A 24,263-nucleotide genomic window follows, 5' to 3' on the forward strand; every position below is an offset into this window, starting at 1 on the left:
GAGTATGCCGCCCGAACAAATTCCGCCCGACGGTTCAGGCGCCGGCACACCCACGTTGTACTTCGACCCGGAAACCTTCCCGGACACCGTCTCCGGCGTGGCCCGCGCGTGCGATCACATGTCCACCGTGGTGGCGACGAATCCGAAGACGCCCGGCCACTCCCAGGGCGACTTCGGTCCCGTCGGGCAGGCGTGGCTGGAATTCCACCAGGCCTGGGCCGGCGAGGCCGTATTCGCCATGCAGGCGTTGGGAGCGCTGGCGGGGATGCTCCCCGTGGCGAGCACCGATTACCAGCACACCGACCACGGCGGCGGAGCGGCCATCACCCGCGACCCGATCGACGGGGCGAACACCAACGACGGGTCCGGGCACAATGACACGACCCCTCCGGGACCCCGCCGCCTCACGCACCGGCCGGACCTATGAGCCCGGACGGGGCCTCGGCCCTGAAGTTGGTGCTGGACCAGCTGGACCAGATCTCCGGCGCATACTGCACACCGGCGCATTTGAAAGGACTGATCAAGGCCGCCCTGCTGGTTCCGGCGCCTGCGGGCAACCGTGGCACGGTCGACAATCAGGCGGCAATCTACAAGGCGGCCATGGACACCACCCAGACCGCCGCGACGGACCTGATGCATGTGTTCGCGTCGGCGTTGCCCACGGCGTGGCGGGGCGCGGCGGCCGAAACCGCCGCGCAAGCGCTGCGCGCCACGTCCTTTCAAGGCACGAATATCGTCACCGGGTTCAAGGACGGCCACAGCACGCTGACCACGTGGGCAAGCAAACTGGGCGAGGCCCAGAAGCGCGACGGGGACGGCCGCAAGCAGCTGAACGAAGCCCATGACCTGGTGAAGTCGTTACCCCCGGACAACCCCCGCTTCGGGCCGATGCGGCGGCCCCAGAGCTTGCTGAAAGCTCTGGGGCAGGCGAAATCAGGCTGTCGCGACATGCTCGCCGCCACAAACCTGGCCCACGACGCCGCAAACGACGCGATCACCGCGCTGAAGCAGTCCGCCCTGGCGGCTCGGGCACGCCAGATCACCGCCCCGGGGGTCGACCCGCTCAGCGCCGTCAGCCTGGCCTACACCGGAGATGGTGCCGGGACCCTCGCCGACCCAGGCATTCTCAGTCCGGCCGCGATGGCAAGAGCCTCCCAGCAACTCGCCACCATGTCGGCCGCCGACCGTGCGGCATTCGAGAAGCTCGTGGCCGACGCGCAGTCGCCGCAGGAGGCCGCCTATCTCTGGAAAGCATTGGCCGCGGGCTACGACACCGGCCAGATCGCCGCATTCGACCAGGTCATTCACCCGTTCGGGAACGACCTCCCCTGGTTGACCAAACATCTCAACCCCCAGGTCCACTCCGGCAACACCGCTCCGGGATCGGATAATCGAAAGGTGTTGAGCTATGACGGCGTCGATTGGATGCCGGTCAAGCCGGGCGCAAAGGTGGGTTACAGCTTCTACAGTCAGGGCGGCTACGGCGATTGCGTCGCCGCGTCGACCGTGGTGGCGAAACTCAGCGCCGATCCCGTGCAAATGCTGGGGGTCACGACCGGTCGGGGGCCCGCCGCCGTCGCCGGCGCCCCTGTCGGCAACGACGGCCTCGACGCGGTGCACAACCGGTTGCAGAACCTCTACCTCCACAACTACGACGTCGGGCAGACCGCCGACGGTGTGGCCCACCCGAACACGACGAACGGCATCGGGCCCAAGGGCCAAGCGGCGCTCGACGGCTCCCTACTCTCCCCCGCCACTGGCAGCACCTACCAGATCCAGTCGCTGGACGACCCGGCAGCCCGTCAGGCCGCCCTGCCCGGCATCCAGGCCGCGGCGAGCGCGGGCAAGCCGGTACCGGTCGACGTATCCGGTACGGAACTAGTTGTGGACCGGTCGATTCCACACCACAGGCCGGAGATCTACTCCCAGACGTCAGCCCACCAGATGGTGATCGTCGGTGCCCACGACAACCAACTGGAGGTCTACAACCCATGGGGCTACACCCAGTGGGTTACGACACAACAGTTCGTCGATGGGCGAATGGGCGCGCTCACCTCGGCAGACGGCAACCCCGACGGCGGCATGCCCACTCCCTATGAAGTGCAGGTACCGCAATGAACTGGCGCATGGGCCGCTCACACGAGGAGTTGCGCGGACTCGACGTGCCCGCCGCACTCGTGGCGGGTATGCCCGAACCGGGACCGGCTCGCCGAATCCTCTTCGCCGAGGCCGCCATCGCCGCATCACTGGCGGCCCAGGACCTCGGCGTCGGCCCGCATCCAGTGCGATTCCTGGCCGGCTGCGTCCGCTCGCTCGGTCTCGACGGCTCGTTGCAGCTCCCCGAGCCGCTCATCGGCGACCAGCCCACCCAGCTCGTGCGGGAATGGATGTCTGCCGCCCACACCGGCCCCGACCCCGATATCGCTCGCGACGACCTCTTCGCTCGCTGGCTCGAGGCGGTGGCCCTGCTGATCGAGGTTCGCCAGCAGGCGCTACACCCCGGCCAGCCGGGCGACGGGGGCCCTGGTGCACCGGCCGAGGGCGGCTAGGTCCGCTTCGAGATATTCTGCGCTGCAAGAGTTCTCGTCAGAAATCCGCTGGCGCTCGTCCTTCAGGACCTGGGAACGGCCGGGTCGTTGTGCTGGCGGGCGCACAACCGAGCATGCGAGGATCTGGTGGGCACACAACCATGGGAGATGTGATGACCACACTGGCACAGGCGGCCGAGCTCGCTCGTGATGAGAACGGTCTCGCCGTCGTCTCGACCCTCCGATCCGACGACACCATTCAGTCCTCGCTGGTCAATGTCGGGCTGCTGGACCATCCCTTATCCGGCCAGCCGGTCCTCGGCTTCGTTACCTACGGCAAGGTGAAACTCGCCAATCTGCGCATCCGACCGCAGGTGACCACCACCTTTCGCCGAGGCTGGGCCTGGGCAACAGTCGAGGGCCGCGCCCAGATCGCCGGCCCCGACGACCCGCAGCCATGGATCGACGCCGAGGGCTTGCGCCTACTGCTGCGCGACGTGTTCACCGCCGCCGGCGGCAAGCACGAAGACTGGGACGAATACGACCGCGTGATGGCAGCCGAACGCCGCGCCGCCGTCCTCATCGCCCCAACCCGGATCTACAGCAACGCAAGCTAGTGCCGCGCCGATAGCTCAGCTCGCCGAGCGCAGCGATACGGCGGTTGAATGCAGCGTCTGCGACCGCCATTCGACTACGCTCGACGGAACTCCTCGGACCCGAGGCCGATACAGCAGAAGCTATCTGGGCGCGGCAGCACTCGGCGAAAGGGATTGGGTCATGCGGATATTGAGAACTCCCGACGAGCGGTTCGCCGGACTGCCCGACTTCCCGTTCGAACCGCACTACGTCGAAGTGGCGGCCGGTGACGGCACCGTGCTGCGGGTGCACTACCTCGACGAGGGCCCACCCGATGGTGAGGTCGTGCTGCTGCTGCACGGCGAACCGTCCTGGTCGTACCTGTATCGGCGGATGATCCCGGTCCTGGTGGCGGCGGGCCTGCGCGCGATCGCGATCGATCTGGTCGGTTTCGGCCGCAGCGACAAGCCGGCCGACCGTGACGACTACAGCTACCAGGCGCACGTCGATTGGACCTGGGCCGCGGTCGAGGCGATCGGCCTCGACGGGATCACCCTGGTGTGTCAGGACTGGGGCGGATTGATCGGGCTGCGCCTGGTCGGTGCACATTCCGAACGTTTCGCAAGGGTCGTCGCCGCGAACACATTCCTGCCGACCGGTGACCGCCATCCCGGCGATGCGTTCCTGGCCTGGCAGCGCTTCAGCCAGGAAACGCCCAACTTTCGAGCCGGGAAGATCGTCAACGGTGGCTGCCTGACCGACCTCACCCCCGAGGTGGTCGCCGCCTACGACGCTCCGTTCCCCGACGACACCTACAAGCAGGGCGCCCGCCAGTTCCCGCTACTGGTTCCGGTCAGTCCGGACGATCCTGCCGCACCCGCCAACCGGGCCGCGTGGGCTGCGCTGGAAACCTTCGAGCGCCCGTTCCTGTGTGCCTTCTCGGACTCCGATCCCATCACCCGCGGCGCGGATAAGGTGCTGTGCTCGAAAATCCCTGGTGCCGCCGGACATCCGCCGGTGACCATCACCTCCGCGGCGCACTTCCTCCAGGAGGACAAGGGCGAAGAACTCGCCGCGGTCGTCGTCGACTTTGTCCGCGCGACCGCGCGATAGGCTGGTTCGGGGGCATGGTCGTGAATATGTCTGGTTCCCATTGACGTTCGCGCATCTCGACGTTCGGCGCGGCCGAGGTCGGCCGGACGGCTCACGTCGCAGTAATTGGATCAGGCCGTGAGTGTTACCTCGGTCCACAGGTCGCCGTTGACGGCGATTTCGCCGGGGACGGCATCGGGTGTCTCGTCTGCTCTGATGACGGTGTGATCGTGTTTCTCGAGCGAATCGAGCAGTGATTGCTTCGGTATGGTGTTCGCCCATCGCTCGACCCGGCCGAACGGGACCATCGCGTATCCGTGTGTCTGCCAATCCTTTTCGATGAAATGTCGAGGAGTGGCATTGTGCGAGCCGTGATGTCCGACCTTGTACAGGGCTAGCCGGGAAACGAGATCGACATTGCTCGGGTCGGACAGTACGTGCTCCCATGCGCCCTGCTGCGCGTCTCCGGGAAAGAGCAGCCGGGTTCCCGAGATATCGAGGACGAAGAAGATGCTGGTGTTATTGACCGCGTTCTCGAGAATCGAGGCGGCGCGCAGCAGTCGGTCGTCATCGTCGACGAGTTTGTCCAGCCGCAGATCATCCTTCGCTCGGGGCAGGCGGCCCGGCAAGGGATCCCGCGCGATGTAGCGCCGGTTGAACAGCGGTGTCGGCCTGCCGTCGTCGCCCTTCGCGGTTGCGTCTGCCCGTGCCAATGGCCACGACTGCTTCGCGGGTGGATCCATTCGCTTCAGGAATCGCGCATCGCGCGGCGGCCCGAGGATGTGCGCGACGAGCCCGACGCGATCCACGGCGATCTTGTTCTCCGCTTCGTCTGTGCTCGGGAGGAACCGCACGCGGTGCGGTGCGGCGAACCCGCTCTGATTGCGGCCCAGGAGACGATCGGTCGCGGCGGCGTTTCCGCGCGAGTTCAGCGCGAACGCGTGTGCCTGTTCGACTATCGCGGACATGCGACGCCTGCCGATGAGCGCGAGCAGGCCGTTCGCGGCCTCGGCCTGCCCGCTACGGATCCGTCGCGCGTCCGCGTCCTCGGGGTCCTCGACGAATGGCACCCACACCTCGTCCACGGTGACCTGCTCCCATTCCTGGCAGGCGAATCCGGCGATGTGATCGGCGTGGTGATGGGTAGCGACCACGGTGTCGAGATGCGGTCGGTGGTGGGGTTCGGCCTCGGTGAGGTCGGCGATGATCGCCTGCACGGAGTCACGGATCGGGCGCGCCCGGCCCTGGCTGTGTACACCGCAGTCGACCAACATCCGCCACGTTTCGTCGTTGCGCCGCACCGTCACGGTGAAGGCGTCGCCGAATCCGACGTTGTACATCCGAACGGCAATTGTTGTCGGCGTTGACATGTCGTTCCTACTCATCTGTTTGCGCGTGGATCGCCGCGAAGTCGAGGCGATGGATTGCGTGCTCGGCAGTCCATGCGCTCAGCGCGTCGTCGGCTTCCACTTGCGCGAACCATTCGCGCATCGCATCGAGCCGCAGCTGTCCCGCGCGGTGCAGCAGCAGGGCGGCTTCGCCATCGGCCTGCAGCTCGTCGCTGAGCGGCAGTGGCTTGGGGATCACGTAGTCCACCTCCCCGTCGGCGCTGACGACGAGCGCGGTGGCGGCACGGATCACCGGTTGCCTGCCCTGGTCCGAGTCTTCGAGATCCTTGCGGCGCTGCAGGAGCGCAATGGCCAATTCGGGACGCGGTAACCGATCACCCGCCAATCGATATGAGACATGGACTCCTTCGCAGCTGATTTTGAAGTTCGGATCCAGCCCGAGTTGGGGAGCATTCACATGCGCCCATGCGGTGACCTCCGCGGCAACCTGCGCGAAAACGGATCGCCTGGTCGGGGAATGGCACGGACCGGAGGCGCTCTGGCTGTCGGGTATGGCGGGTGTTCGTAAATCGCCCGGATTGCCTATCGGGTCCAGATCCTGCGATGCGGACAGCATGACCGTGGACAAGTCCACGGCGCGCTCGCCTTCGCTGAGGTTCAGCCCGGTATCCGGCCTTGGCCAGACCAGAGCTTCATCGCTCAGCGAGGTGCAACTCTTCGGCCAGATGCCGCGCCGCCGAAACGCCTCCACGAGAGTGCTGCGAAGATGTTGCCGGTCCTCCGGGTAAAGGCCACGATCCGCGGTGGCGATGGCGCGCACGACATCGCCGAACGTCACGTCTACCACCGGGAGGTAGTCGAAGCCGCGCACGACCATCCCGAGAATCCGGTCGGCGGTCTTCACCGCCTCATCGGCGATCCGAGATACGAGATCCGGATGCAGCCGTCCCGGCGGTAGCACTCCGGTTCCTCCGGTGGCGATCCGCCGCAGGTCTGCGATCGAGTTCTGGTAAGCGTCCAAAAACGCGTCGAACACCGCCGCTACGAAACACGCGCCCCGTTCGTGTGGCTCTTTTGCCGCGCGAAATCCGTCGGGCGTTCGGCTCCGGTCCTTTATCGCCGAACGCAATGCCGCGCCGCGCCCGGTGGATTCGCCGAATTCGGTGGCCAGGTCCAGCAACCCCGTGCTGTTCTCGAGTTCTCCCGACGTGGTCGCGATTGCGTCCAGTACTACATCTCGGTGTGCGAAGTGCTGGAACAGTGCGATCAGGTCGGCGACGGCCTCGTGCCACGCGAAGACATCCTGGTTAGTGGATTCGTTGTACAGCCGCCTGATTCGATGCACGATCGCGTGCGTCACCTCGTGCGCGACAATGTCACTCGACAGGCACGTGAAGATGACCTGTCCGGGGAGATTCCGGCCGGGATTCTCGGCATCGGCTTGGTAATAGCCGAATAGCACGGCGCGGCGCTGAGGATCGAAATAGGCATTCTGCCCCTCGAAGGCGTGTGGCACGAGACGTAGGATCTGGTCGCCGCGCCACCGGAATCGACGTCCCATGAACCGTTCGAACCGCTCGATGACACTCATCGCGACCGCGTATACCACCTGCTGGTGCGCCCGGGGGTCACCCTCTGACGGACGAATTCCGTCCTGCGCCAGCACATACGGATCGTCGAGGTCGACCGGCTCGTACCATTCGTTGCGGCTGGCGTCGAAATCGACCACCTGCACGAGGTCACCGTCGGGGCCCGGTCCCTTGATGTCTTCGAACGGGATGTCCAGGGTGAGGAACTGCCCGGATAGACGCGTCGACATCGGGTCGAGCGCGAAAGTACGCAGTCTGCGCCGCGCCGGTCGGCGGATTCTGTTATTGCCGTCGACCCGTGTCCTGTTGTTATCCCGTGGCGCACCATCCGAACTCGCGCTCGCGCGCACCGCTACATCCGCAATTTCATCCATTGCTCGTCCTCCCACGTGACACCTTGGGGGATTCGCTTCCGATAGCTCGAGTCGGTCTCGCACCGTGACCGCACGCTCGCGTGCACCCGGGCCCCCACCGGAACCTTGCGCCGACGGTAGGTGAGCAGGGCCCAGATCCGCCCCATCCGGTGCACTCGGCCGTTCGCATGCGCCGCGCCGACGGCACAGGTGTCCAGGTACGCCCGGGTACGCAGCAGCAATCCGGCATCGAGCGCACCGTCGGTGATCCACTTGAGTGCGACCTCGGCCAGCTTCGGATCGTCCTCGAATGTCCCGCCGACGTCCGAGTGGACACCGGCGAACCAGGCCTCGGTGAGAATCGGCCGGTCCCCCTTGGGCCTGACCAGATATTCCTCGTACGGACGGCGCTTCTCATCGATGGAAACGGCGTGGTACGCCTTCACCACATTGGGAACCTGCCTGGTGAATGGCCATCGAAGTTCCCAGCGGAGCAGACCGGCCGCCTTGACGGTGTCCCATACGCCGAGGTATTCGATGGGAATCGAGAAGGCGCCGTCCGCGGTCTTCGAGCAGAAGGTGCGGGCGTACCTGCGCAGTTCCGGCCAGTCCGTGGTCTTGCGCGTGTAGGCGCTGACAACGTACTGGACGAGATTCTCACTGCCCGGCCGCAACAGGCCCGGCTGATGCAGCAGTCCGGCGAGGGCTCGCGCGGTATACGCGCCGCGGCTGAATCCGAAAACGAACACCCGGTCGCCCACCTGCCAGTGCTCTATCAGATAGGTGTAGGCCTCGGCGAGATTCGAACGCAGACCGCTGCCGACGGTGAGTCCCAGTATTCGCGAGAACCACCGGGCCGCGGGCGACCATGCTCCCCGAGCGCTGAACGTACCGACACCCGGGTCGTAGTAGGCGATCTGCTTCGCAGAGTCGCTCAGGTCCAGCATCTCGAAGAGGCGGACCACATTCGTATTACCCGTGGCGCGGACCTGATTACCGGTCCCGTCGAGACAGATGATGATGTTCTTACCCGCGGCTTCGGTGGACACACCATGAGTGTGCGCCGGTCGAGTCGGCGAGTATCGAGTAGTGCTATACCTGAATTTCGCCCGATCGCCTATAGACTTTCCGGCGCTCCATTGGCGCTATTGCGAAGTTGCGAAGTCGACTCAACGCAATTCAATTCAGATCGGGGAGAAAACCGTACCATAGTTCGGAAATTAGATAGAAACCGACTACAGTTCGGAAATTAGGTAATCCCCACCATCCCATCGACAGCGATCAATTCGACGGAGCATCATTATAGCTATCCCGTCGTTTGTCGGGGAACGTCAGGGGAAAATCGGAAAGATTGGAAGTCCAATGTTCGTCAAGAAATTGATAGCGACCGCGTTCATGGCGATCGCGGCGACCTGCATAGCCACCGCGACCGGACACGGCGAGGCGATGCTGACCGATGTCAGCCTCACCGGCTCGGACGGCCCGGTCGCCTACACGACGACGCTCGCCGCCGATCACTCGAGCGCCCTGGTGAGCCTCGCCTCCGGCAGATTCGCCACCACACCCGAAGGGATCACCGTCCTCGCGGACAACGGCACGGTAGTCGGCACCATCCCGACGACACTGCGCATGGAGACCGGCCAAACTTTCGCGCTGACGCCGTCACTGGACAGCACCGGCACGCAATTGACCCTGACACCGGTCGGCGGACCGACAAATGAGGCCGTGGCATCACAGAACATGCCCGGCGTGCAGCAGGCCTGGGGACCGATTTCGATCTTCGTCGGCGCGAGCATCGGCTGCGCGATCGGCATTCTGGTCGGGATCTGGTTCTTCCTGATCGGAGCCGTCATCGGATGCGCCATCGGCGCAGCGATCGGTGCGACGATCGGCTTCTTCACACCCTTCCCGTGATGATCACCCAGTGGAGGTAATCGAAAACAATGACAAGCGGGCCGGGCGCCCATTGGCCGCCCGGCCCGCCCGCGTCTGCCGGATACTCCTACGGTCGGTCCTCAGCTCATCGCTTTCTTGACCAGCTCGCCGATTCTCGCCCCATCGCCTCAATCGATATCTGTTCCGCGGATCACATCCGTGTCCGCATCCTTGCGTTCGGAACAGTTGTAGCCACACAATCATTGTGTGAACACAACTGTTGTCGAGCTGACACCGCGCCGGAAGGTGCTGGTGCTGGCGACCTGCTGTCTGAGCCTGCTGATCGTGTCGATGGACTCGACCATCGTGAATGTGGCGGTGCCCGCGATTCGGGCGGATCTGGATGCGCCACTGGAACGATTGCAGTGGATCATCGATATCTACACACTCACCCTCGCCAGCCTGCTGATGCTCGCGGGGGCGACGGCCGATCGGTTCGGGCGACGGCGGGTGTTCCGGATCGGGCTGGTGGTGTTCGCACTCGGGTCGCTGGCGTGCAGTCTGGCACCGACCATCGAAACCCTCATCGGGGCAAGGTTTTTGCAGGCCATCGGTGGGTCGATGCTCAATCCGGTCGCGATGTCGATCATTACGCAGGTATTCACCGGGAGGGTGGAACGCGCTCGCGCGGTGGGCATTTGGGGTGCCGTGGTCGGCATTTCGATGGCGCTGGGCCCGATAGTCGGCGGTGTGCTGATCGATTCGCTCGGGTGGCAGTCGGTGTTCTGGATCAATCTGCCGATCTGTCTGCTGGCGCTGGTGTTGACGACGCTGTTTGTGCCGGAATCGAAGTCGGCGACGGTGCGCGGGCTCGATCCGATCGGGCAACTGCTGGCGATCGCATTTCTGTTCACATTGGTCTTCGGGTTGATCGAACAGCTGCCGGTGGTGTTCGCGGTTTCGGCGGTGGCCTTCGCGGCCTTCCTGTGGCAGGAATCGCGGCGCACGGATCCGTTCATCGATCTGCGGTTCTTCCGCAGTGTGCCGTTCACGTCGGCGACGGTGACCGCGATCTTCGCATTCGCGGCGCTGGGCGCGTTCCTGTTCACCTGCTCGCTGTATCTGCAAGGGGTGCGCGGTTATTCGGCGGTGCACACCGGATTGCTGTACATGGCGATGGCGGTCGCGACGCTCATCTTCTCGCCGCTGTCCGGACGTCTGGTCGGGCGCTACGGGACCAAACCCTCGCTGCTCGCGGCGGGTACCGCGATGACCGTTGCCGCCGTACTACTGACCCGGCTGGACGCGACCACGCCGGTTTGGCAGCTCGTCACCCTCTTCGCGATCTTCGGAGTCGGCTTCGGCATGGTCAATGCGCCGATCACGACGGCGGCGGTCAGCGGGATGCCACTGGATCGCGCGGGCGCCGCGGCGGCGGTGGCCTCGACCAGCAGACAGGTTGGGGTGAGCATCGGTGTCGCGCTGTGCGGTGCGCTGACCGGAGCCGGTCTGTGGTGGCTGATCGCGGTGTTCACCGCGGGGATCGCCATACTCGGTGTAGTCGCGAACACCCGGTGGGCCGCCCGGTCCCGCGATCGCGTCGCCCCGATATTGGAAGAGAAGGTCCCCGCGCATGCCGGATGACGCACCCACCGCCGATGTGGTGTGGGCACAACTGACCCACCTGGTGATGGATACCCGCGACTCCTGGAAGCGCGCCGTCGCCGAACGAACCGGCTTGCCGTTCAGCCGGATTCGCATCCTGCGCCGCCTGCGCCCCGGACCGCTCACGCTCAATCAGATCGCGCAGGCCACCGGCATGGACGCGCCGGCGACCACGGTCGCGGTCAATAACCTCGACGAACTCGGACTGGTCGACCGCGAGATCGACCCGACCAACCGCCGGCGCAAACAGGTCTCGATCACCCTCGCCGGTCGGGCGGTCCTCGCCCAGGCCATGGCCACCCCCGATCCCGCACCGCCCGCGGTCGCCGCCCTCTCCCCCGATGACCTGCGCACGCTGCACGAACTGCTGCGCAAGCTCGAGCACTGACGGCCGAGACCGCCCCTCGATCCGTCACGCCGCATATTCCGCCGCCGCGAACACCGCCGCGCGGTTTCACCATTTCAGAGCGGCGCACTGTGCTTCAATCGATTGTAGAACGCGTTCTAGCTCTGGGAGGTGGCCATGGCCACGCCATCGATTCCCGCCGGGTTCGATCTCACCGATCCGGACCTGTGGGCCAGACGCAGGCCTGCCGAAGAATTCGCGCAACTGCGCCGGACCGCGCCGGTATGGTGGTGCGCCCAGCCCGACCGGTCCAGCGGATTCGACGACGGCGGCTACTGGGCGGTCACGAAGCTCGAAGACATCAAGGAGATTTCGAAGCATCCGGAGATCTTCTCCTCGACCGAGAACAGCGCGATCATCCGCTATCAGCCCGACATCACCCGCGCCCAGATCGATATGCAGCGGCTGATTCTGCTCAATATGGACCCGCCGGTGCACACCAAGAATCGGCGCATCGTCTCCAAGGGTTTCACACCGCGCGCCGTGGAGGGTCTGCGTGCGGCACTCACCGAACGTGCCAACCGAATTGTGCGCGAGGCCAAGAAGTCCGGCAGCGGCGATTTCGTGGAGCAGGTCGCCTGTGAATTGCCGTTGCAGGCCATTGCCGAACTGCTCGGGGTGCCGCAGCAGGACCGCAAGAAGCTGTTCACCTGGTCGAACCAGATGATCGGCGCCGATGATCCGGAGTACGCCACCGATGCGACGACCGCGCAGCTGGAATTGACCGGGTATGCCTGGACCATGGCCGAGGAGCGACGGGCCTGCCCGGCCGACGATATCGTGACGCAATTGGTGAACGCCGATATCGACGGTGAGCATCTGGGGTCGGATGAGTTCGCGTTCTTCGTGATTCTGCTGGCGGTGGCGGGGAACGAAACCACCCGCAACTCGATCACGCACGGCATGAAGGCATTTGTCGATCATCCGGACCAATGGGAGCTCTACAAGCAGCTGCGCCCGCGCACCGCGCCGGACGAGATCGTCCGCTGGGCCACGCCCGTCTCGGTATTCCAGCGGACCGCGACCCGCGATGTCGCACTCGGCGGGCAGTTGATCCGCAAGGGCCAGCGCGTGGGATTGTTCTACAGCTCGGCCAATTTCGACGAGGACGCCTTCGAGAACCCATTCGACTTCGACATCCTGCGCGACCCCAATCCGCATGTCGGATTCGGCGGTGCGGGCACACACTACTGTCTCGGCGCGAACTTGGCCCGGCTCGAGATCGACCTGATGTTCAACGCCATCGCCGACACCATGCCCGATATCAGTCAGGTCGCCGAACCCGAACATCTGCGCTCCGGATGGCTCAACGGGATAAAACGATGGGAAGTACGTTTCGATTGATGCGTGCGAGCTCGGCAAACCGGTTCCGAGCGCGCATCATGTATTCATGGATCCGGAACCAGTGCGGGTGCGGGTGATCCTGTTGTTCGGCGATCGGGCGCAGGTGCAGACACCGTGGCATCCGCCGCATGCGCCGATGTGGGTACCGGCGGCCGAGATTGCCGAGCAGGCCGGGCTGCCGCAGAACGAGTTGCCGGGACGAGAGTTCTGGGCCTCAGGTGATGAGCATGGACTGACCGGTTTCCGGCTGGTCTTCGATCCGCGGCTCTGATCGGCAGTTGTTCGGCTGGCGCGCTCACCCTGCTCTTTCAGCGTGCGGTGACCTGAGTCGGCAGTGCGGCGAAGCCGCGGTTGTTCGAGGAGTGGATCCGCCGCATGCGCTCGGGGTCGATATCGTAATCGGCGACCAGGCCGACGATTTCCTCCAGGGCGATGCGCAGCTCGAGTTGTCCGAGACTCGAGCCGAGACAGTGATGACGGCCGCTGCCGAAGACCAGGGATGCGCTGGTGTCGCGGTCCATATCGAAGGCGTCGGGGTTGTCGAAGACCTCCGGATCGCGGTTGGCCGAGCCGGTGATCAGTAGGATCCGTTCCCCCGCAGGGATTTTCACGTCGTGCAGCTCGATCGATTCGGTCGTGGTGCGCAGGAAGTTCTGCGATGACGGATCCCATCGCATGGACTCGGCGATCCAGTCATCGATGCGCCCGTCGAATGCCGCGCGCCGCTGGTCCGGATGCCGCCACCCGGCATGCCAGATATTGCCGAGCGTCAGCATGACGGCCTCGATCCCGGCGCCGACGAGCAGAATGATCACGCCGACAATCTCTTCCGGCGTCAGCCGGTCGTCGTTGTCGGCGGCGTCGAGCAGTCCGGAGAGTAGATCGTCGCGGCGGTGTCTACTCCGCTCGATCGTCAGCTCGGTGTAATAGCCGATCAGTGCGCCAACCGCCTGCACCGCCTCTGGCCGCAGATCGGTGGTCTCCTCATCGGTGTACATGATCTCGCGGCCGAGTTCGCGCACGAGGGCGCGATCGGCCTCGGGTACGCCGACCAACTCCGAAATCACCTCGCCGGGAAAGGTTCCCGCGAAATCGGTCATCAGATCGAAACTCCCGGCGGCGATCAGCGGCGTCAACAGGCCACGCGCGATCTCGCGCAGCCGGGGCTGCATCGACTGCACCCGCTGGGCAGTGAAGGCTCGGGTCACCAGACCGCGCAGCCGAGTGTGTTTCGGCGGATCCATGGCGACGAAGGAGAAGAACTGTTCGGCCTGCGGTCCCCAGAACGCGGGTTCCATCCGAAAGCCGTTGCGGCTGGAGAACCGATCCGAATCCCGCAGTGCGGCACGCACATCCGCGTGCCGCGAGAGCGCCCAGAAGTCGTCGGTCGCATTGCGGAAGACCGGCGCCTGCTCGCGCAGCCGGGCGTAGTACGGGTAGGGGTCCTCGTGAACGTCGAAATCGTAAGGGCTGTAACGCATCTGCATGGGATGCCTCCGTGCCGCGGGTCGAGCTGACATGGTCGACCGTAGTCGACCATGGGCTAGTTCGGCACGAGGTTGTATTTCAGTGGCTCGAATCCGGCGGGCACGGTGGCGCTCATCGAGATCCGGTCCCCCGCCCACGCGCCGACCAGCGCGACATCACCGCCGGTTCGGCCGCCGTCGCAGCCCGCGCCCTCGGCGGTCAGCATGGGCAGCGGGTGGATGCGATTGCGGTCGTCACTGCCGAGCACCGTCGCCTTGTCCACATAGGTGCGTTTGTCGTGGTTGAGGATGTAGCGGCCGATGAAGCCGTACTGCGGCGCCACCAGTGGGGCGACCGAGGCGGCCTTGTCGTACAGGCTCTGATCGGTCCGCACCCCGCGCGGACGGGGCTGCGGCCCCGCCCACACCACGCGTGTCGGCACCGTCAGCAGGCGCTCCACACCCTGGACGAAGTCGTCGCCGATCCAGGCCCGTTTCATGAATCGGACCTTGGGTTCCAGATACCCGATCAACTTGTGGTCGGCGTCCAGGAAGACGGCTCTGCAGAACAGCCCCACGGGGTGCTTTCCTTTCTGGGATAGTGGCTTTCGGATAATTTATCCATGCGAGCATCGTTCCGGCTCGCCGGACGGTTACAGCCGAGTTACCAGCATGTTCAGGTCTGCATCAAGATCACTCGCAGTGCCGTCTCGCGGCCCGAGCTAGGCTCGGATGGTGCGATACGCCATTTCGGTTCCGCAGCTCATCCCCGATGGGTCGTTCCAACCGGCCCACCTGCGGGCGTACCTCGAGCGCGCCGAAGCCCTCGGCTTCGAGAGCGCCTGGACGACCGAGCAGCTGCTCGGCTCTGCGCCCAATCTGAGTCCGATCGAACTGTTGACCTTCGCGGCCGCCTGCAATGAACGCCTGCGCTTCGGTTGCGCGGTATTCGTGACGCCGCTGCACAATCCGGTCCACCTCGCCAAACGCATCAGCACCCTCGACCAGCTCACCCGCGGTCGGCTCGAGATCGGTGTCGGCATCGGCGGCCGCAACCGGATGTTCTCGGCATTCGACGTCGACCCCGCCGACAACCTGGTGACCCGGTTCAACGAGAGCCTGCAGGTCATGAAGGCGCTCTGGACCCAGCCGCGCATCGATATCGACGGCCGGTTCTGGCAGCTGACCGGTGCCACCATGGAGCCCAAACCGTTCCAGAAACCTCATCCGCCACTGTGGTTCGGCGGCAGCACGCCGGCCGCGCTGCGGCGCGCGGTCCGCCACGGCAATGGTTTCTTCGGCGCCGGATCGACCACCACCGCGAAGTTCGCCGAACAGGTTCGCATCGTCGGCGAAACTCTCACCGAAACTCCGGCGACCCAGATGATTTCCGCATCGCCAAGCGCGTCTACATTGCCGTGGACGACGATCCGGAGCGCGCCGAACAGCGCATGGCCGCGGCCCTGATCGATTTCTACGGCGAATTCGGCAAGACGCTGCTGCCCGTCGCGGTACACGGCACCCCGAAGGACTGCGTACAGGGCCTGCGCGAGGTAGCGGCGGCCGGAGCCGAAATGATCCTGGTGAATCCGCTCTTCGACGAGGCCGCCCAAATGGAGCGCCTCGCCGCCGAGGTCCTGCCGCACGTCGACTGAACCCGGAGCGCACCGCCGGCAATGACAGGGCTGGGAGCCGTGTCGGTGCGCACGCAACATGCGGATCAACCGAACCGTGCCATGCTGACGGAATGAACTTCCAGGGGGACCGGTCGCGGACGTTTGCGCTGCTCGAGCTGATCGCCGCCGAGGGCACGCCGAGTGCGGAGCGGGCGGCGGCGTTGCGCGAGCTGAAGCGGCTGGAGGACTATCGGTCGATTGCGCCGTTGACCGCCCTGGTCGCCGACCATCGTTTGCCGGACACGGTCCGCGCCATGGCATCCGATGTGGTCGCCGGTTTCGACGACACCACCACCAGTGCGAGGCGACGCGCCTGGTGGGCCAGTGCTGATCCGGTGCTGATGCGGCATGCGCTGGGACTGATGGAACGCGAGGACGCCGACATCGTGGTCCCGGTAGCCATGGACGATGCGCATCCCTTGCAGGCGACGGCGTTGGACACGCTGGGTATCGGTTTCGGCGAAGCCGAATTCCCGCCGGTGCTCATCCGCGCACTGGGCCACCCCACGGCCGATGTTCGAACGGTCGCGGCGAACGCACTGCTGTGGGATGAGCCGGTTGCCGCGGAGACCCGTTTGCTCGATGCGGCCCACGATCACTCACCCGAGGTTGCCGTGGCGGCCATCAATACGCTGCGGTACTACCCGACTCGCCGCGTTCTGCGAGCGCTGGCCGAACTCCGCGGCAATGCCGACGAACAGATAAGTGCCACCGCCGCAGACAGTTACGCCGACCTACAGGGCACCTTCGAGGACGCGGCCGAGTGTGGCGATGCCGGACCGGTTGCGCTACTTCGTCGGTCCGCAAGGCGGCCATGTACAACTTGTCGCTGATCCCGGCGAATCCGGCCATCGCCGAGCGCGCCTGGCAGTATCTCGCGACCGTGACGAGCACTTCGGCACAGGAGGCACTGCGCACCTATCTCGTTCACGCGCCCACAACGGAGGCGACCGATCGATTGGTCGAATCGGTCCGCTGCGACCCCCGCGAGGCGATCCGGTACGAAGCCATCCACGGTCTCACAAATCTGAACGCCGCCAAGGAGCTTCGCGCCCTGACTCCACTTCTGGACGAACCGCCTTGCGTAACATGGGCCGCCCACTGCGCCCTGCTCGACGGCCTGCGCGAACTCGGCCTGTCCGCGCCGCCGCTGACGCACCTGGCCACCGTGGACAACCTGGACCTGATGCGAAGCGTCGTGCCGCTCGAGGCGGCGAAAGACTAGGCGAGCCAGGCCGTTCCGTCAGTGCGAATCGGTGTCTTCGAGGTCGTAGGCCAGGCGCACGTCGTGGGTGACTTCGCCGCCGGCGACCGTGACTCGGGTGCTGGTCGGTGGGTAGCCGCGGGCGATGACGGTGTACTGGCCTTCGGCCAGGTCGGTTACCAGGTAGCGGCCGTCGGCGTCGGTGCGTGCGGTGGCGGTCAGGTCTCCGGACGCGTCGAGGACGGTGATCTGGATATCCGGGACGGCTCGGTCGCCATCGGCCCGGGCGAATCCGGCGAGTACGGCCATCGATGCCATATCGATATCGTGGCGCAGTAGACCGCTGTCGGGCACGACGAGTGTGGTCGCGTTGGGTCGCATATGTTCGGCGACGGCTACCAAGGTGTAGGCGCCCGAGACGACGCCGTGGCAGACGTATGCACCGTCGTCCGCGGTGATGGCCGCCCCGACGACCTCGCCGTGCGTATCGGTCAGCGTGACGGTCGCCCCCGATAGCGGGGTGCCACGACCGGCCGAGCGGACCACACCGAACAATTCGCCGGAACCGGTGAGGGTCAGGTCGAGCAGTTGTGATCGTTGTCCGACGGCCACACTCACCGCCTCCGGTCGATGTCCGGTCGCCGAGGCGATCAATACATAGTTGCCCGGCGCGGGCGCGCCGATGAGGTAGCCGCCGTCGGCATCGCCGGTCGCCCGGGAAACCTGGCGACCGCGTTGGTCGATCAATGTCAGCACCGCCCCGGGCACCGCTCTGCCGTCCTCGCGCCCGATCCGCCCTCCGATCGATCGGTCTTCGTATTCCGTGCTCGAATATGGTTGCGGCACAACGGCGGCCACGTACACACCGTTGCCGTCGTGATCCACCGAAACATGCCTGACCGCACCCGCCAACACCGGTTCGGGCTCGGACAACACCTCGGCGGCTCCCTCCCAGACCTGCGCCTCGTCCCAGCTGGATTCCGCATCCAGGGTCATCTGCTGCGGTGCGGGCACCGGATTATCCTGCAGCGGAATCTCTTTCATGAACATCAGCACCAGGCAGGCCAATAGCGCCACTCCCGCGGCGACGAGGAAGACACCGTGCATGGCGTCGGTGAACCCGATCAGAATGGGCACCTTCAGCTCATCCGGCAGCGCCGCGATGCCGCTGGTATTGCTCTGCATGGTGCTCAACTGCGCGGCATCGAAGCCGGCGGGCAGTGCTCCGCCGAACGCGTCGACGATCCGGTGCGGCAGCAGATTGAACAGGATCGTCAGGAAGACCGCGACGCCCAGCGTGCCGCCCATCTGCCGGAAGAAGGTCGCCGACGCGGTCGAAACACCCATATCCGAACGCGGTCCAGCGTTCTGCGCCGCGGTGATAAGCGTCTGCATGCAGCCACCGAGGCCGAAACCGATGACGCCGCCGTAGACCAGCGGCTGCCACAGCGGGCTGTCGTAGTGCACCTGCCCGTACAGCGCCGCCCCGACCGCGATTACGAATGTCCCGATCACCGGCAGGACCTTGTACCGCCCGGTCAATTTGGTGATCACCCCGGCGATCTGCGAGCCGAACATGATGCCCATCACCAGCGGCAGCATCAGCAGACCCGACTTGGTGGGCGAATAGCCGCGCACCACTTGGAAATACTGCGGCACCATGACGATCGCGCCGAACATCGCGACGCCCACTATGAACCCGCCCGCGATGGTCACGCTGAAGGTCGAATTCCTGAACAGCCGCAACGGAATCAGCGCCGCATCCTTCATCAGGAATTCGACGAGCAGGAACAGCAGCAGCCCGCCCGCACCGATCCCGTAGCAGATCAGCGCGCGCTGCGCACCCCATCCCCAATCCCGGCCCTGTTCGGCGACGATCAGCAGCGGCACCACACAGATCGTCAGCGCGACCGCGCCGAACCAGTCGATGCGGTGATGCTGGCGCTGATGCGGCACATTGAGCACCTTGGCGACCACGCCCAGGGCGAGCACGCCGATCGGCGCGTTGACCAGGAACACCCAGCGCCAGCCCTCCAGGCCCCAGAGTTGGTCGTAGTTGGAGAAGAAGCCGCCGAGCACGGGTCCGAGCACGGTGGCGGTACCGAAGACCATCATGAAGTAGCCCTGGTAGCGCACGCGTTCCCGGACGGGCACGATATCGCCGATAATGGTGAAGGCCAACGACATCAGCCCGCCCGCGCCGAGCCCCTGGAAGGCGCGGAATCCGGCGAGCTCGTACATCGAGGTGGCGAATGTGCAGGCGACCGAGCCGATGACGAACAGCCCGATCGCGGTGAGGTAGAACGGCTTTCGGCCGTAGATATCGGCCAGCTTGCCGTAGAGCGGCGTGGTGATCGTCGCGGTGATCAGATAAGCCGTGGTCGCCCAGGCCTGTTCGTTGAATCCGTCCAGGCTGTTGGCGATGCGCACAATGGCGACGCTCACGATGTTCTGATCCAGCGCGGCGAGGAACATGCCGAGCAGCAGACCGGACAGGATGGTCAGGATCTGCCGGTGCGACAGTGACGTACCCTCACCGGCATCCAGGTCCGGCGTCTTTGCCGGGGCCTGGGTGGTCGCATTCGTCATAATTGAGCCCTAGTTCTGATCGGCATCCGTGGTGGAAGATCTCGAAACCTGAGTCGAGCCGGTCGAGCAAAGTTGGCACACTGCGCCACAAGGAATCTGGCCCCGCTCACTGATCCCTGCAACTAGTTGCGGTGGCTAATATACATACGCCCATCCGGAACGAAACCGCCTGGTGGGCGTCCCTCCCTCGGATCGGCGAGATGGGTTGCCGGGCTCAGTAGGGGTTGAACTGGTCGCGCCAGCGCGGATTCAGTTCGTCGGCAAGCTGTTTGGGGACCGAGATCTTGTTCGGATCGCCATCGGAGGTGTAGCGCTGGTCCGGATGCTGGTCGAGGCGGTCGAGCCAGTAGGCCGAGGCGAAGTCGACCTCATTCCTACCGGATCGGATGCGCGGGATACCGGCGGGATCTACCTGGCCGAACGGGGACGGCGCTGGCTCGGCGCCGACCAGCAGCACGGCCTCGAAGGTATAGGGCGTGCCGTCCCAGCTGCCCGCCTCGGCAAGTCCGCGGTCGCGCGGGAAGATGCCCAGCGGCAACGCCATCGTGCGCACCCGATAGCCGGGCACGGCGGATTCGATCGCGCGCACATTCGCCGCCAGTTCACGTTGGACGCCGGTGCCGTCCAGGCTGGCGAGGTTGGCGTGGCTCGCGGTGTGGGCGCCGATTTCGTATCCGTGTGCGGCCAGCCAGGGCAGTGCGCGCAGGTCACCGGCGAACGGGTCGTTGTTGACGTAGAACGTAGCTGTGGGTGCGAAGTCGGGATTGCGCGCGCCGAACTCCTCGAGAATGCCGATCGCGGTGTCGGGGGCCACCTTTCCGTCCTCGGCGAAGCGCAGTTGCGTGACGGTGGAGTCGTCGAAGGTGAGCACCACAGGGTGCGTCCCCGCGGGGATATTGATGCGACCGGCGATGTAGTCGGCGACGGTCACCGGTCGATAGTTCTCGCGATGCAGCCGTTCGAGTTCGGCGCGGAACTTCTCCGGTGTCTGGTCGTATTCGCCCGCCGGCGCCGGTGTCACCTGGTGGTACATCAGGACGGGCACGAGTCCGAGTTCGTTGGCACCCACCGCGGCCGGGTCGGGCGCTGGAGCAGCCGCGGGAGAAGTGGCGATTTCGACGGCCGCGGGAACCGGATCCGCCGCACCACCGCAGGCGGTGACGGTCGCGAACATCAAGGCAGACAGGATAATCCGAGCTCCGATAGCCGTGCGCCGCACCACGGTTCGAACGGTACGCGGCGGCAGGGAATCTCGGTTGCGAATTGGAATATGTGCGCACACGGGCGCTATCCGAGGTAGATAGTTAGGCGATAGCGGTAGATGAGAGTTGGTGTGCGCGTTGGAAAAATTGGTCCGAATTACCGGACGATGGCGGATCGCGGCAATAGCGGTTATCGCGGTTTTATCAATTCTCATCGGATCCGTGATCATCGGCGCCAACCGGGCCGAGCCTGCGGGTTTGGCGCTGTCCGGACTGCCGGATGGGGTGGTCGGTGCGTCCGCGCTGGCCGGACTGACATTGCGGGTGGACGCGCACGGCCACAACCCTGATGACATGCGCCTCGAACTCGACGGCAGGGCGGTGCACGGCACGGTCGAGGGTGACTCGGTGGTGTACCGACCCGGACACCTCACCGATGGCGATCACAAGTTCACCGCCGAAATTTCGCGCGGGGGCATACTCGGCCTGCTGAGCACCGGTCCCGGGGCTACCGCGACCTTCACCGTGGATACCCAAGCGCCGAAACTCGAAGTGACCCAACCGGGTACCGCCGGATCGTATCGTCAGCCGATCACGGTACGCGGCAAGGAATCCGGTGCGGTGCACGTCTCGGTCGGCGCGCAGTCGGTGACGCCGGCCGCGGACGGTTCGTTCGAGATCACACTGCCGCGCACACCCGTCGGCGGTGCGGTGGTCGCGGTGGACGCTGCGGGAAATATGGCGACGCAGGCGATTACGACATCGGTCGAGGTGCCGAGGGTCAAGGCCGTACACATGACCGCTTATGGGTGGGCGTACGAGGGCCTGCGCGAACCGGTGCTGGATATGGCGCGCGAGGGGCGCATCGATACCGTTCAGCTCGATATCAAGGACGAGGACGGGGTGATCGGTTACGACTCGCAGGTGCCGCTGGCACGGCAAGCCGGTGCCGCCGCCGGAATCTACGATGTGCGCGCCGCACTGCGGCAACTGCACGATATGAATCTGCGCGTGGTCGGGCGCATCGTCGCGTTCCGCGACCCGACGATGGCCGGATGGGCCTGGCGCGAAGGACATCCGGACTGGGTCATCCAGAATCCGTCCGGCCAGCCGTATGCCAGTAAGTACGGCGCGATCGCGTTCACCAACTTCGCCAATCCCGAGATCCGCAAGTACAATATCGATCTCGCGACCGAGGCGGCGGAGCTGGGATTCGACGGCATCATGTACGACTACGTCCGACGACCGGACGGCCCGCTGTCGCAGATGCAGTTTCCTGGGTTGACCCAGACACCGAGCGTATCCATCGCCGAATTCCTGCACGAGAGCCGGGATCCGGTGCGTGACAAGGGCGCCGACCTCGGTGCCGCGGTATTCGGCATCGCCGCGACCCGACCGGATGAGATCGCCCAGGATATTCCGTTGATCGCACGGTACGTCGACTATGTGGCGCCGATGCTCTATCCCTCGCACTGGAATCCCGGAGAATACGGTGTCGCGAATCCCAACTCGGAGCCCTATGCCATCGTGTTCCGGTCACTGGCCGACTTTTTTGAGCAGACCGAAGGCACCGGGGCCAAGGTCATTCCGTGGTTGCAGGATTTCAGCCTCGGGGTGAATTACGGTGACGGCGAGGTCAAGGCGCAGATCGATGCGGCGGCGGCCGCGGGGACCAACAGCTTCTTCCTGTGGAATGCGGCATCGCGGTATCACTCGTGGGCGGTGGTGCCCGGTTGATGCCTACTGGGCCGTTTGGTCGGCGTAGCAGGTGACATCGGCGGCGGGCAGGATTCCCTCGCTGTAATAGGTGTTGATCGCGTTGTTGACGCAGGCGCTCAGCTCGGGCCGGAATGTCATGTGGATGCGGACATCTTGCAGTGTGACCAGGCGAGATCCGGACAGGTGCTGATGTAGTCGAACGCCGTGGGCGTACGGGGTTCTGGCATCCCCGGTCGCCTGCAGGATGAGCACGGGGACCGAATTCCGGACGGTGGTGGCGGGTTCGACGGGTCTGGGCCAGAATGCGCACGGCTGGATATTGTTGGCGAGCGCCCCGAATATCGGTTGGCTGGCACGGCTGGCTTCGATATTTCTCGCGTACCACGCCGGGTCGGTCGGCGCTGCGTCATCGCCGCAGGCGATCTGGGCCAGCACGGAGTTCTCCTCGGATCGCAATGCCTGCAGCATGATTTGCAGCCTGGGCACCCGGGCCGCCACGGGTGGACCGCCCACCGCGTCGGCGATCTCCCGTATCGTCTCGGCCAGCGCTTGGTTGCGCCGGAAATCGGTCACCATGTTGTGCAAGAGAAATGGGAGCCAGTGGTCGTCGATCGGGAAGTCGTCGATCACGATCGGTTGACGAGCCGCCGTGGCGATCAGCTCCACTACAGTTGCCCGCACCTCGTCCGGTGTAGCGCCGAAGTGGTACGTATTATCCTGTCCGGCAACCCAATTCGACCATTCGTCGAACGCTCGCTCATCCGAGGCTCCCCAATCCTGTACGAGGCCTTCCCAATACCGGTCCGGATCGATCGCGCTGTCCAACACGATCCGGTCGCTGCGCTCGGGAAACATCTGGGTGAATACCGCGCCGAGATAGGTGCCGTAAGAGACGCCGAAGTAGCTGATCTTCGGTTCGCCCAGGGCGGCTCGGATGACATCCATATCGCGGGCGGTATTGCGGGTGGTGAGCTGGCGCACCTTCACCGGATCATCGGTCACACAGCTGGCGGCCATATCGGCCGCCAACGTGGTTTCGCGCGCGAAGCCCGCGGGATCCAGGCCCGCCGAGTGGATCATTTCGCCGACCGGCCAGCCGCAACGCGGAGTTCGTCCGGACTCGCCGACGCCGCGCGGATCCATGCCGATCAAATCGAAACGGGCACGCACCTGCGGGGTGAGCACATCGCCGAGCAGATCGATACTGTCCAAACCCGATGCGCCGGGGCCGCCCGGGTTGGCCAGCAGAATCCCTTGGCGCTGGCCCGGATCGGTGGCCTTGACCCGCGAGATCGCCACCTTCAACGTGCGATCGTCGGGCCGCAGATAGTCGAGCGGCACGAGCACCTCGGCGCATTCGGCCCCCGCCTTGTCCAAATCCTCGATACCGCAAGACTTCCAATGCAGCCGCTGGTGCGCGAACCGCAGGGTCGGGTCTACCCGCGCCCCCGGCACCGTGATCAGCGCGGCCCCGACCGCTACCAGCAACAACCACCGCACAAGCCTCGCCGACAAACCCACTCGCCTCTCACCCTCGATCCCGCAACTTGGTATCACACCTGAACTCACCCCCTAGCCCCACAGCTGGACATACGCTGTGCAGCACGCTTGTCACCCCGCGCCGTCACGC

At 65.3% G+C, this 24,263-nt stretch carries 23 protein-coding genes; 15 read left to right on the forward strand and 8 right to left on the reverse strand.

Annotated elements, in window-relative coordinates; genetic code table 11:
• Window positions 1-4 precede the first annotated feature (4 nt).
• The 5 genes from ACHQ4I_RS29210 to ACHQ4I_RS29230 all read left to right on the forward strand — a co-directional run bounded on the left by ACHQ4I_RS29210 (window position 5) and on the right by ACHQ4I_RS29230 (window position 4,217).
• Window positions 5-427 carry a hypothetical protein gene (locus ACHQ4I_RS29210; protein ID WP_420775082.1) on the forward strand — a complete coding sequence of 141 codons (423 nt, stop codon included), beginning with the start codon at window positions 5-7 and terminating at the stop codon, window positions 425-427.
• The gene (locus ACHQ4I_RS29215) at window positions 424-2,118 is read left to right on the forward strand and encodes a hypothetical protein (RefSeq protein ID WP_420775083.1); all 1,695 of its coding nucleotides are present in this window, start codon (window positions 424-426) and stop codon (window positions 2,116-2,118) included. Before ACHQ4I_RS29210 ends, ACHQ4I_RS29215 begins: the two co-directional genes overlap by 4 nt.
• Complete coding sequence (locus tag ACHQ4I_RS29220) at window positions 2,115-2,549, forward strand: hypothetical protein (protein ID WP_420775084.1); 435 nt, start codon at window positions 2,115-2,117, stop codon at window positions 2,547-2,549. The genes ACHQ4I_RS29215 and ACHQ4I_RS29220 overlap by 4 nt, the downstream gene beginning before the upstream one ends.
• Before the next feature lie 152 nt (window positions 2,550-2,701).
• Window positions 2,702-3,145 (forward strand): TIGR03618 family F420-dependent PPOX class oxidoreductase, encoded by a 444-nt coding sequence (locus ACHQ4I_RS29225; protein WP_420775085.1) that lies wholly within the window; start codon window positions 2,702-2,704, stop codon window positions 3,143-3,145.
• A 160-nt stretch (window positions 3,146-3,305) separates the two neighbouring features.
• Window positions 3,306-4,217, forward strand: coding sequence for a haloalkane dehalogenase (locus tag ACHQ4I_RS29230; protein ID WP_420775086.1), 912 nt, complete (start codon window positions 3,306-3,308; stop codon window positions 4,215-4,217).
• A gap of 110 nt (window positions 4,218-4,327) precedes the next feature.
• Here ACHQ4I_RS29230 and ACHQ4I_RS29235 read toward each other — a convergent pair whose 3' ends face one another.
• Genes ACHQ4I_RS29235 through ACHQ4I_RS29245 form a run of 3 tightly spaced genes read right to left on the reverse strand, consistent with a single transcriptional unit; the run spans window position 4,328 to window position 8,536 of the window.
• Window positions 4,328-5,566 carry a ComEC/Rec2 family competence protein gene (locus ACHQ4I_RS29235; RefSeq protein ID WP_420775087.1) on the reverse strand — a complete coding sequence of 413 codons (1,239 nt, stop codon included), beginning with the start codon at window positions 5,564-5,566 and terminating at the stop codon, window positions 4,328-4,330.
• A 7-nt stretch (window positions 5,567-5,573) separates the two neighbouring features.
• The gene (locus ACHQ4I_RS29240; RefSeq protein WP_420775088.1) at window positions 5,574-7,508 is read right to left on the reverse strand and encodes a gluzincin family metallopeptidase; all 1,935 of its coding nucleotides are present in this window, start codon (window positions 7,506-7,508) and stop codon (window positions 5,574-5,576) included.
• The gene (locus tag ACHQ4I_RS29245) at window positions 7,487-8,536 is read right to left on the reverse strand and encodes a DUF2235 domain-containing protein (RefSeq protein ID WP_420775089.1); all 1,050 of its coding nucleotides are present in this window, start codon (window positions 8,534-8,536) and stop codon (window positions 7,487-7,489) included. Before ACHQ4I_RS29245 ends, ACHQ4I_RS29240 begins: the two co-directional genes overlap by 22 nt.
• 313 nt (window positions 8,537-8,849) lie before the next feature.
• On the opposite strand from ACHQ4I_RS29245, the gene ACHQ4I_RS29250 reads away from it, so the two are divergent.
• The 5 genes from ACHQ4I_RS29250 to ACHQ4I_RS29270 all read left to right on the forward strand — a co-directional run bounded on the left by ACHQ4I_RS29250 (window position 8,850) and on the right by ACHQ4I_RS29270 (window position 13,048).
• Window positions 8,850-9,401 carry a DUF8020 domain-containing protein gene (locus ACHQ4I_RS29250; protein ID WP_420775090.1) on the forward strand — a complete coding sequence of 184 codons (552 nt, stop codon included), beginning with the start codon at window positions 8,850-8,852 and terminating at the stop codon, window positions 9,399-9,401.
• A 228-nt stretch (window positions 9,402-9,629) separates the two neighbouring features.
• Window positions 9,630-11,006 (forward strand): MFS transporter, encoded by a 1,377-nt coding sequence (locus ACHQ4I_RS29255; RefSeq protein WP_420775091.1) that lies wholly within the window; start codon window positions 9,630-9,632, stop codon window positions 11,004-11,006.
• Window positions 10,996-11,415 (forward strand): MarR family winged helix-turn-helix transcriptional regulator, encoded by a 420-nt coding sequence (locus tag ACHQ4I_RS29260; RefSeq protein ID WP_420775092.1) that lies wholly within the window; start codon window positions 10,996-10,998, stop codon window positions 11,413-11,415. Before ACHQ4I_RS29255 ends, ACHQ4I_RS29260 begins: the two co-directional genes overlap by 11 nt.
• 135 nt (window positions 11,416-11,550) lie before the next feature.
• Window positions 11,551-12,777, forward strand: a complete 1,227-nt coding sequence (locus ACHQ4I_RS29265; RefSeq protein ID WP_420775093.1) for a cytochrome P450 — start codon at window positions 11,551-11,553, stop codon at window positions 12,775-12,777.
• Window positions 12,778-12,823: 46 nt separating this feature from the next.
• Window positions 12,824-13,048, forward strand: a complete 225-nt coding sequence (locus ACHQ4I_RS29270) for a hypothetical protein (protein ID WP_420775094.1) — start codon at window positions 12,824-12,826, stop codon at window positions 13,046-13,048.
• A 37-nt stretch (window positions 13,049-13,085) separates the two neighbouring features.
• Here the strand turns inward: ACHQ4I_RS29270 and ACHQ4I_RS29275 are convergent, their stop codons facing one another.
• Together ACHQ4I_RS29275 and ACHQ4I_RS29280 are read right to left on the reverse strand one after the other, a co-directional pair.
• The gene (locus ACHQ4I_RS29275) at window positions 13,086-14,264 is read right to left on the reverse strand and encodes a cytochrome P450 (protein WP_420775095.1); all 1,179 of its coding nucleotides are present in this window, start codon (window positions 14,262-14,264) and stop codon (window positions 13,086-13,088) included.
• A gap of 56 nt (window positions 14,265-14,320) precedes the next feature.
• Window positions 14,321-14,821, reverse strand: a complete 501-nt coding sequence (locus tag ACHQ4I_RS29280; protein WP_420775096.1) for a hypothetical protein — start codon at window positions 14,819-14,821, stop codon at window positions 14,321-14,323.
• 157 nt (window positions 14,822-14,978) lie between these two features.
• Here ACHQ4I_RS29280 and ACHQ4I_RS29285 point away from each other — a divergent pair, with 157 nt between their 5' ends.
• The 4 genes from ACHQ4I_RS29285 to ACHQ4I_RS29300 all read left to right on the forward strand — a co-directional run bounded on the left by ACHQ4I_RS29285 (window position 14,979) and on the right by ACHQ4I_RS29300 (window position 17,144).
• Window positions 14,979-15,710, forward strand: coding sequence for an LLM class flavin-dependent oxidoreductase (locus tag ACHQ4I_RS29285; RefSeq protein WP_420775097.1), 732 nt, complete (start codon window positions 14,979-14,981; stop codon window positions 15,708-15,710).
• On the forward strand, window positions 15,695-15,898 hold the full coding sequence (locus ACHQ4I_RS29290) for a hypothetical protein (RefSeq protein ID WP_420775098.1): 204 nt from the start codon (window positions 15,695-15,697) through the stop codon (window positions 15,896-15,898). The genes ACHQ4I_RS29285 and ACHQ4I_RS29290 overlap by 16 nt, the downstream gene beginning before the upstream one ends.
• 92 nt (window positions 15,899-15,990) lie before the next feature.
• Window positions 15,991-16,752, forward strand: a complete 762-nt coding sequence (locus ACHQ4I_RS29295) for a HEAT repeat domain-containing protein (protein ID WP_420775099.1) — start codon at window positions 15,991-15,993, stop codon at window positions 16,750-16,752.
• Window positions 16,734-17,144, forward strand: coding sequence for a hypothetical protein (locus ACHQ4I_RS29300; protein WP_420775100.1), 411 nt, complete (start codon window positions 16,734-16,736; stop codon window positions 17,142-17,144). The genes ACHQ4I_RS29295 and ACHQ4I_RS29300 overlap by 19 nt, the downstream gene beginning before the upstream one ends.
• A gap of 18 nt (window positions 17,145-17,162) precedes the next feature.
• Here ACHQ4I_RS29300 and ACHQ4I_RS29305 read toward each other — a convergent pair whose 3' ends face one another.
• Together ACHQ4I_RS29305 and ACHQ4I_RS29310 are read right to left on the reverse strand one after the other, a co-directional pair.
• Window positions 17,163-19,712 carry an MFS transporter gene (locus ACHQ4I_RS29305; protein WP_420775101.1) on the reverse strand — a complete coding sequence of 850 codons (2,550 nt, stop codon included), beginning with the start codon at window positions 19,710-19,712 and terminating at the stop codon, window positions 17,163-17,165.
• 214 nt (window positions 19,713-19,926) lie between these two features.
• A complete protein-coding gene (locus tag ACHQ4I_RS29310; protein WP_420775197.1) occupies window positions 19,927-20,886 on the reverse strand; it encodes a polysaccharide deacetylase family protein in 960 nt (319 codons plus the stop codon).
• A 250-nt stretch (window positions 20,887-21,136) separates the two neighbouring features.
• Here ACHQ4I_RS29310 and ACHQ4I_RS29315 point away from each other — a divergent pair, with 250 nt between their 5' ends.
• A complete protein-coding gene (locus tag ACHQ4I_RS29315; RefSeq protein ID WP_420775102.1) occupies window positions 21,137-22,651 on the forward strand; it encodes a putative glycoside hydrolase in 1,515 nt (504 codons plus the stop codon).
• Window positions 22,652-22,654: 3 nt separating this feature from the next.
• Here ACHQ4I_RS29315 and ACHQ4I_RS29320 read toward each other — a convergent pair whose 3' ends face one another.
• Window positions 22,655-24,148: an alpha/beta fold hydrolase gene (locus ACHQ4I_RS29320; protein ID WP_420775103.1), complete on the reverse strand. Its 1,494-nt coding sequence runs from the start codon at window positions 24,146-24,148 to the stop codon at window positions 22,655-22,657.
• Window positions 24,149-24,263 lie beyond the last annotated feature (115 nt).

Source organism: Nocardia nepalensis, assembly GCF_048910785.1.
Taxonomy (GTDB): Bacteria; Actinomycetota; Actinomycetes; order Mycobacteriales; family Mycobacteriaceae; genus Nocardia; species Nocardia nepalensis.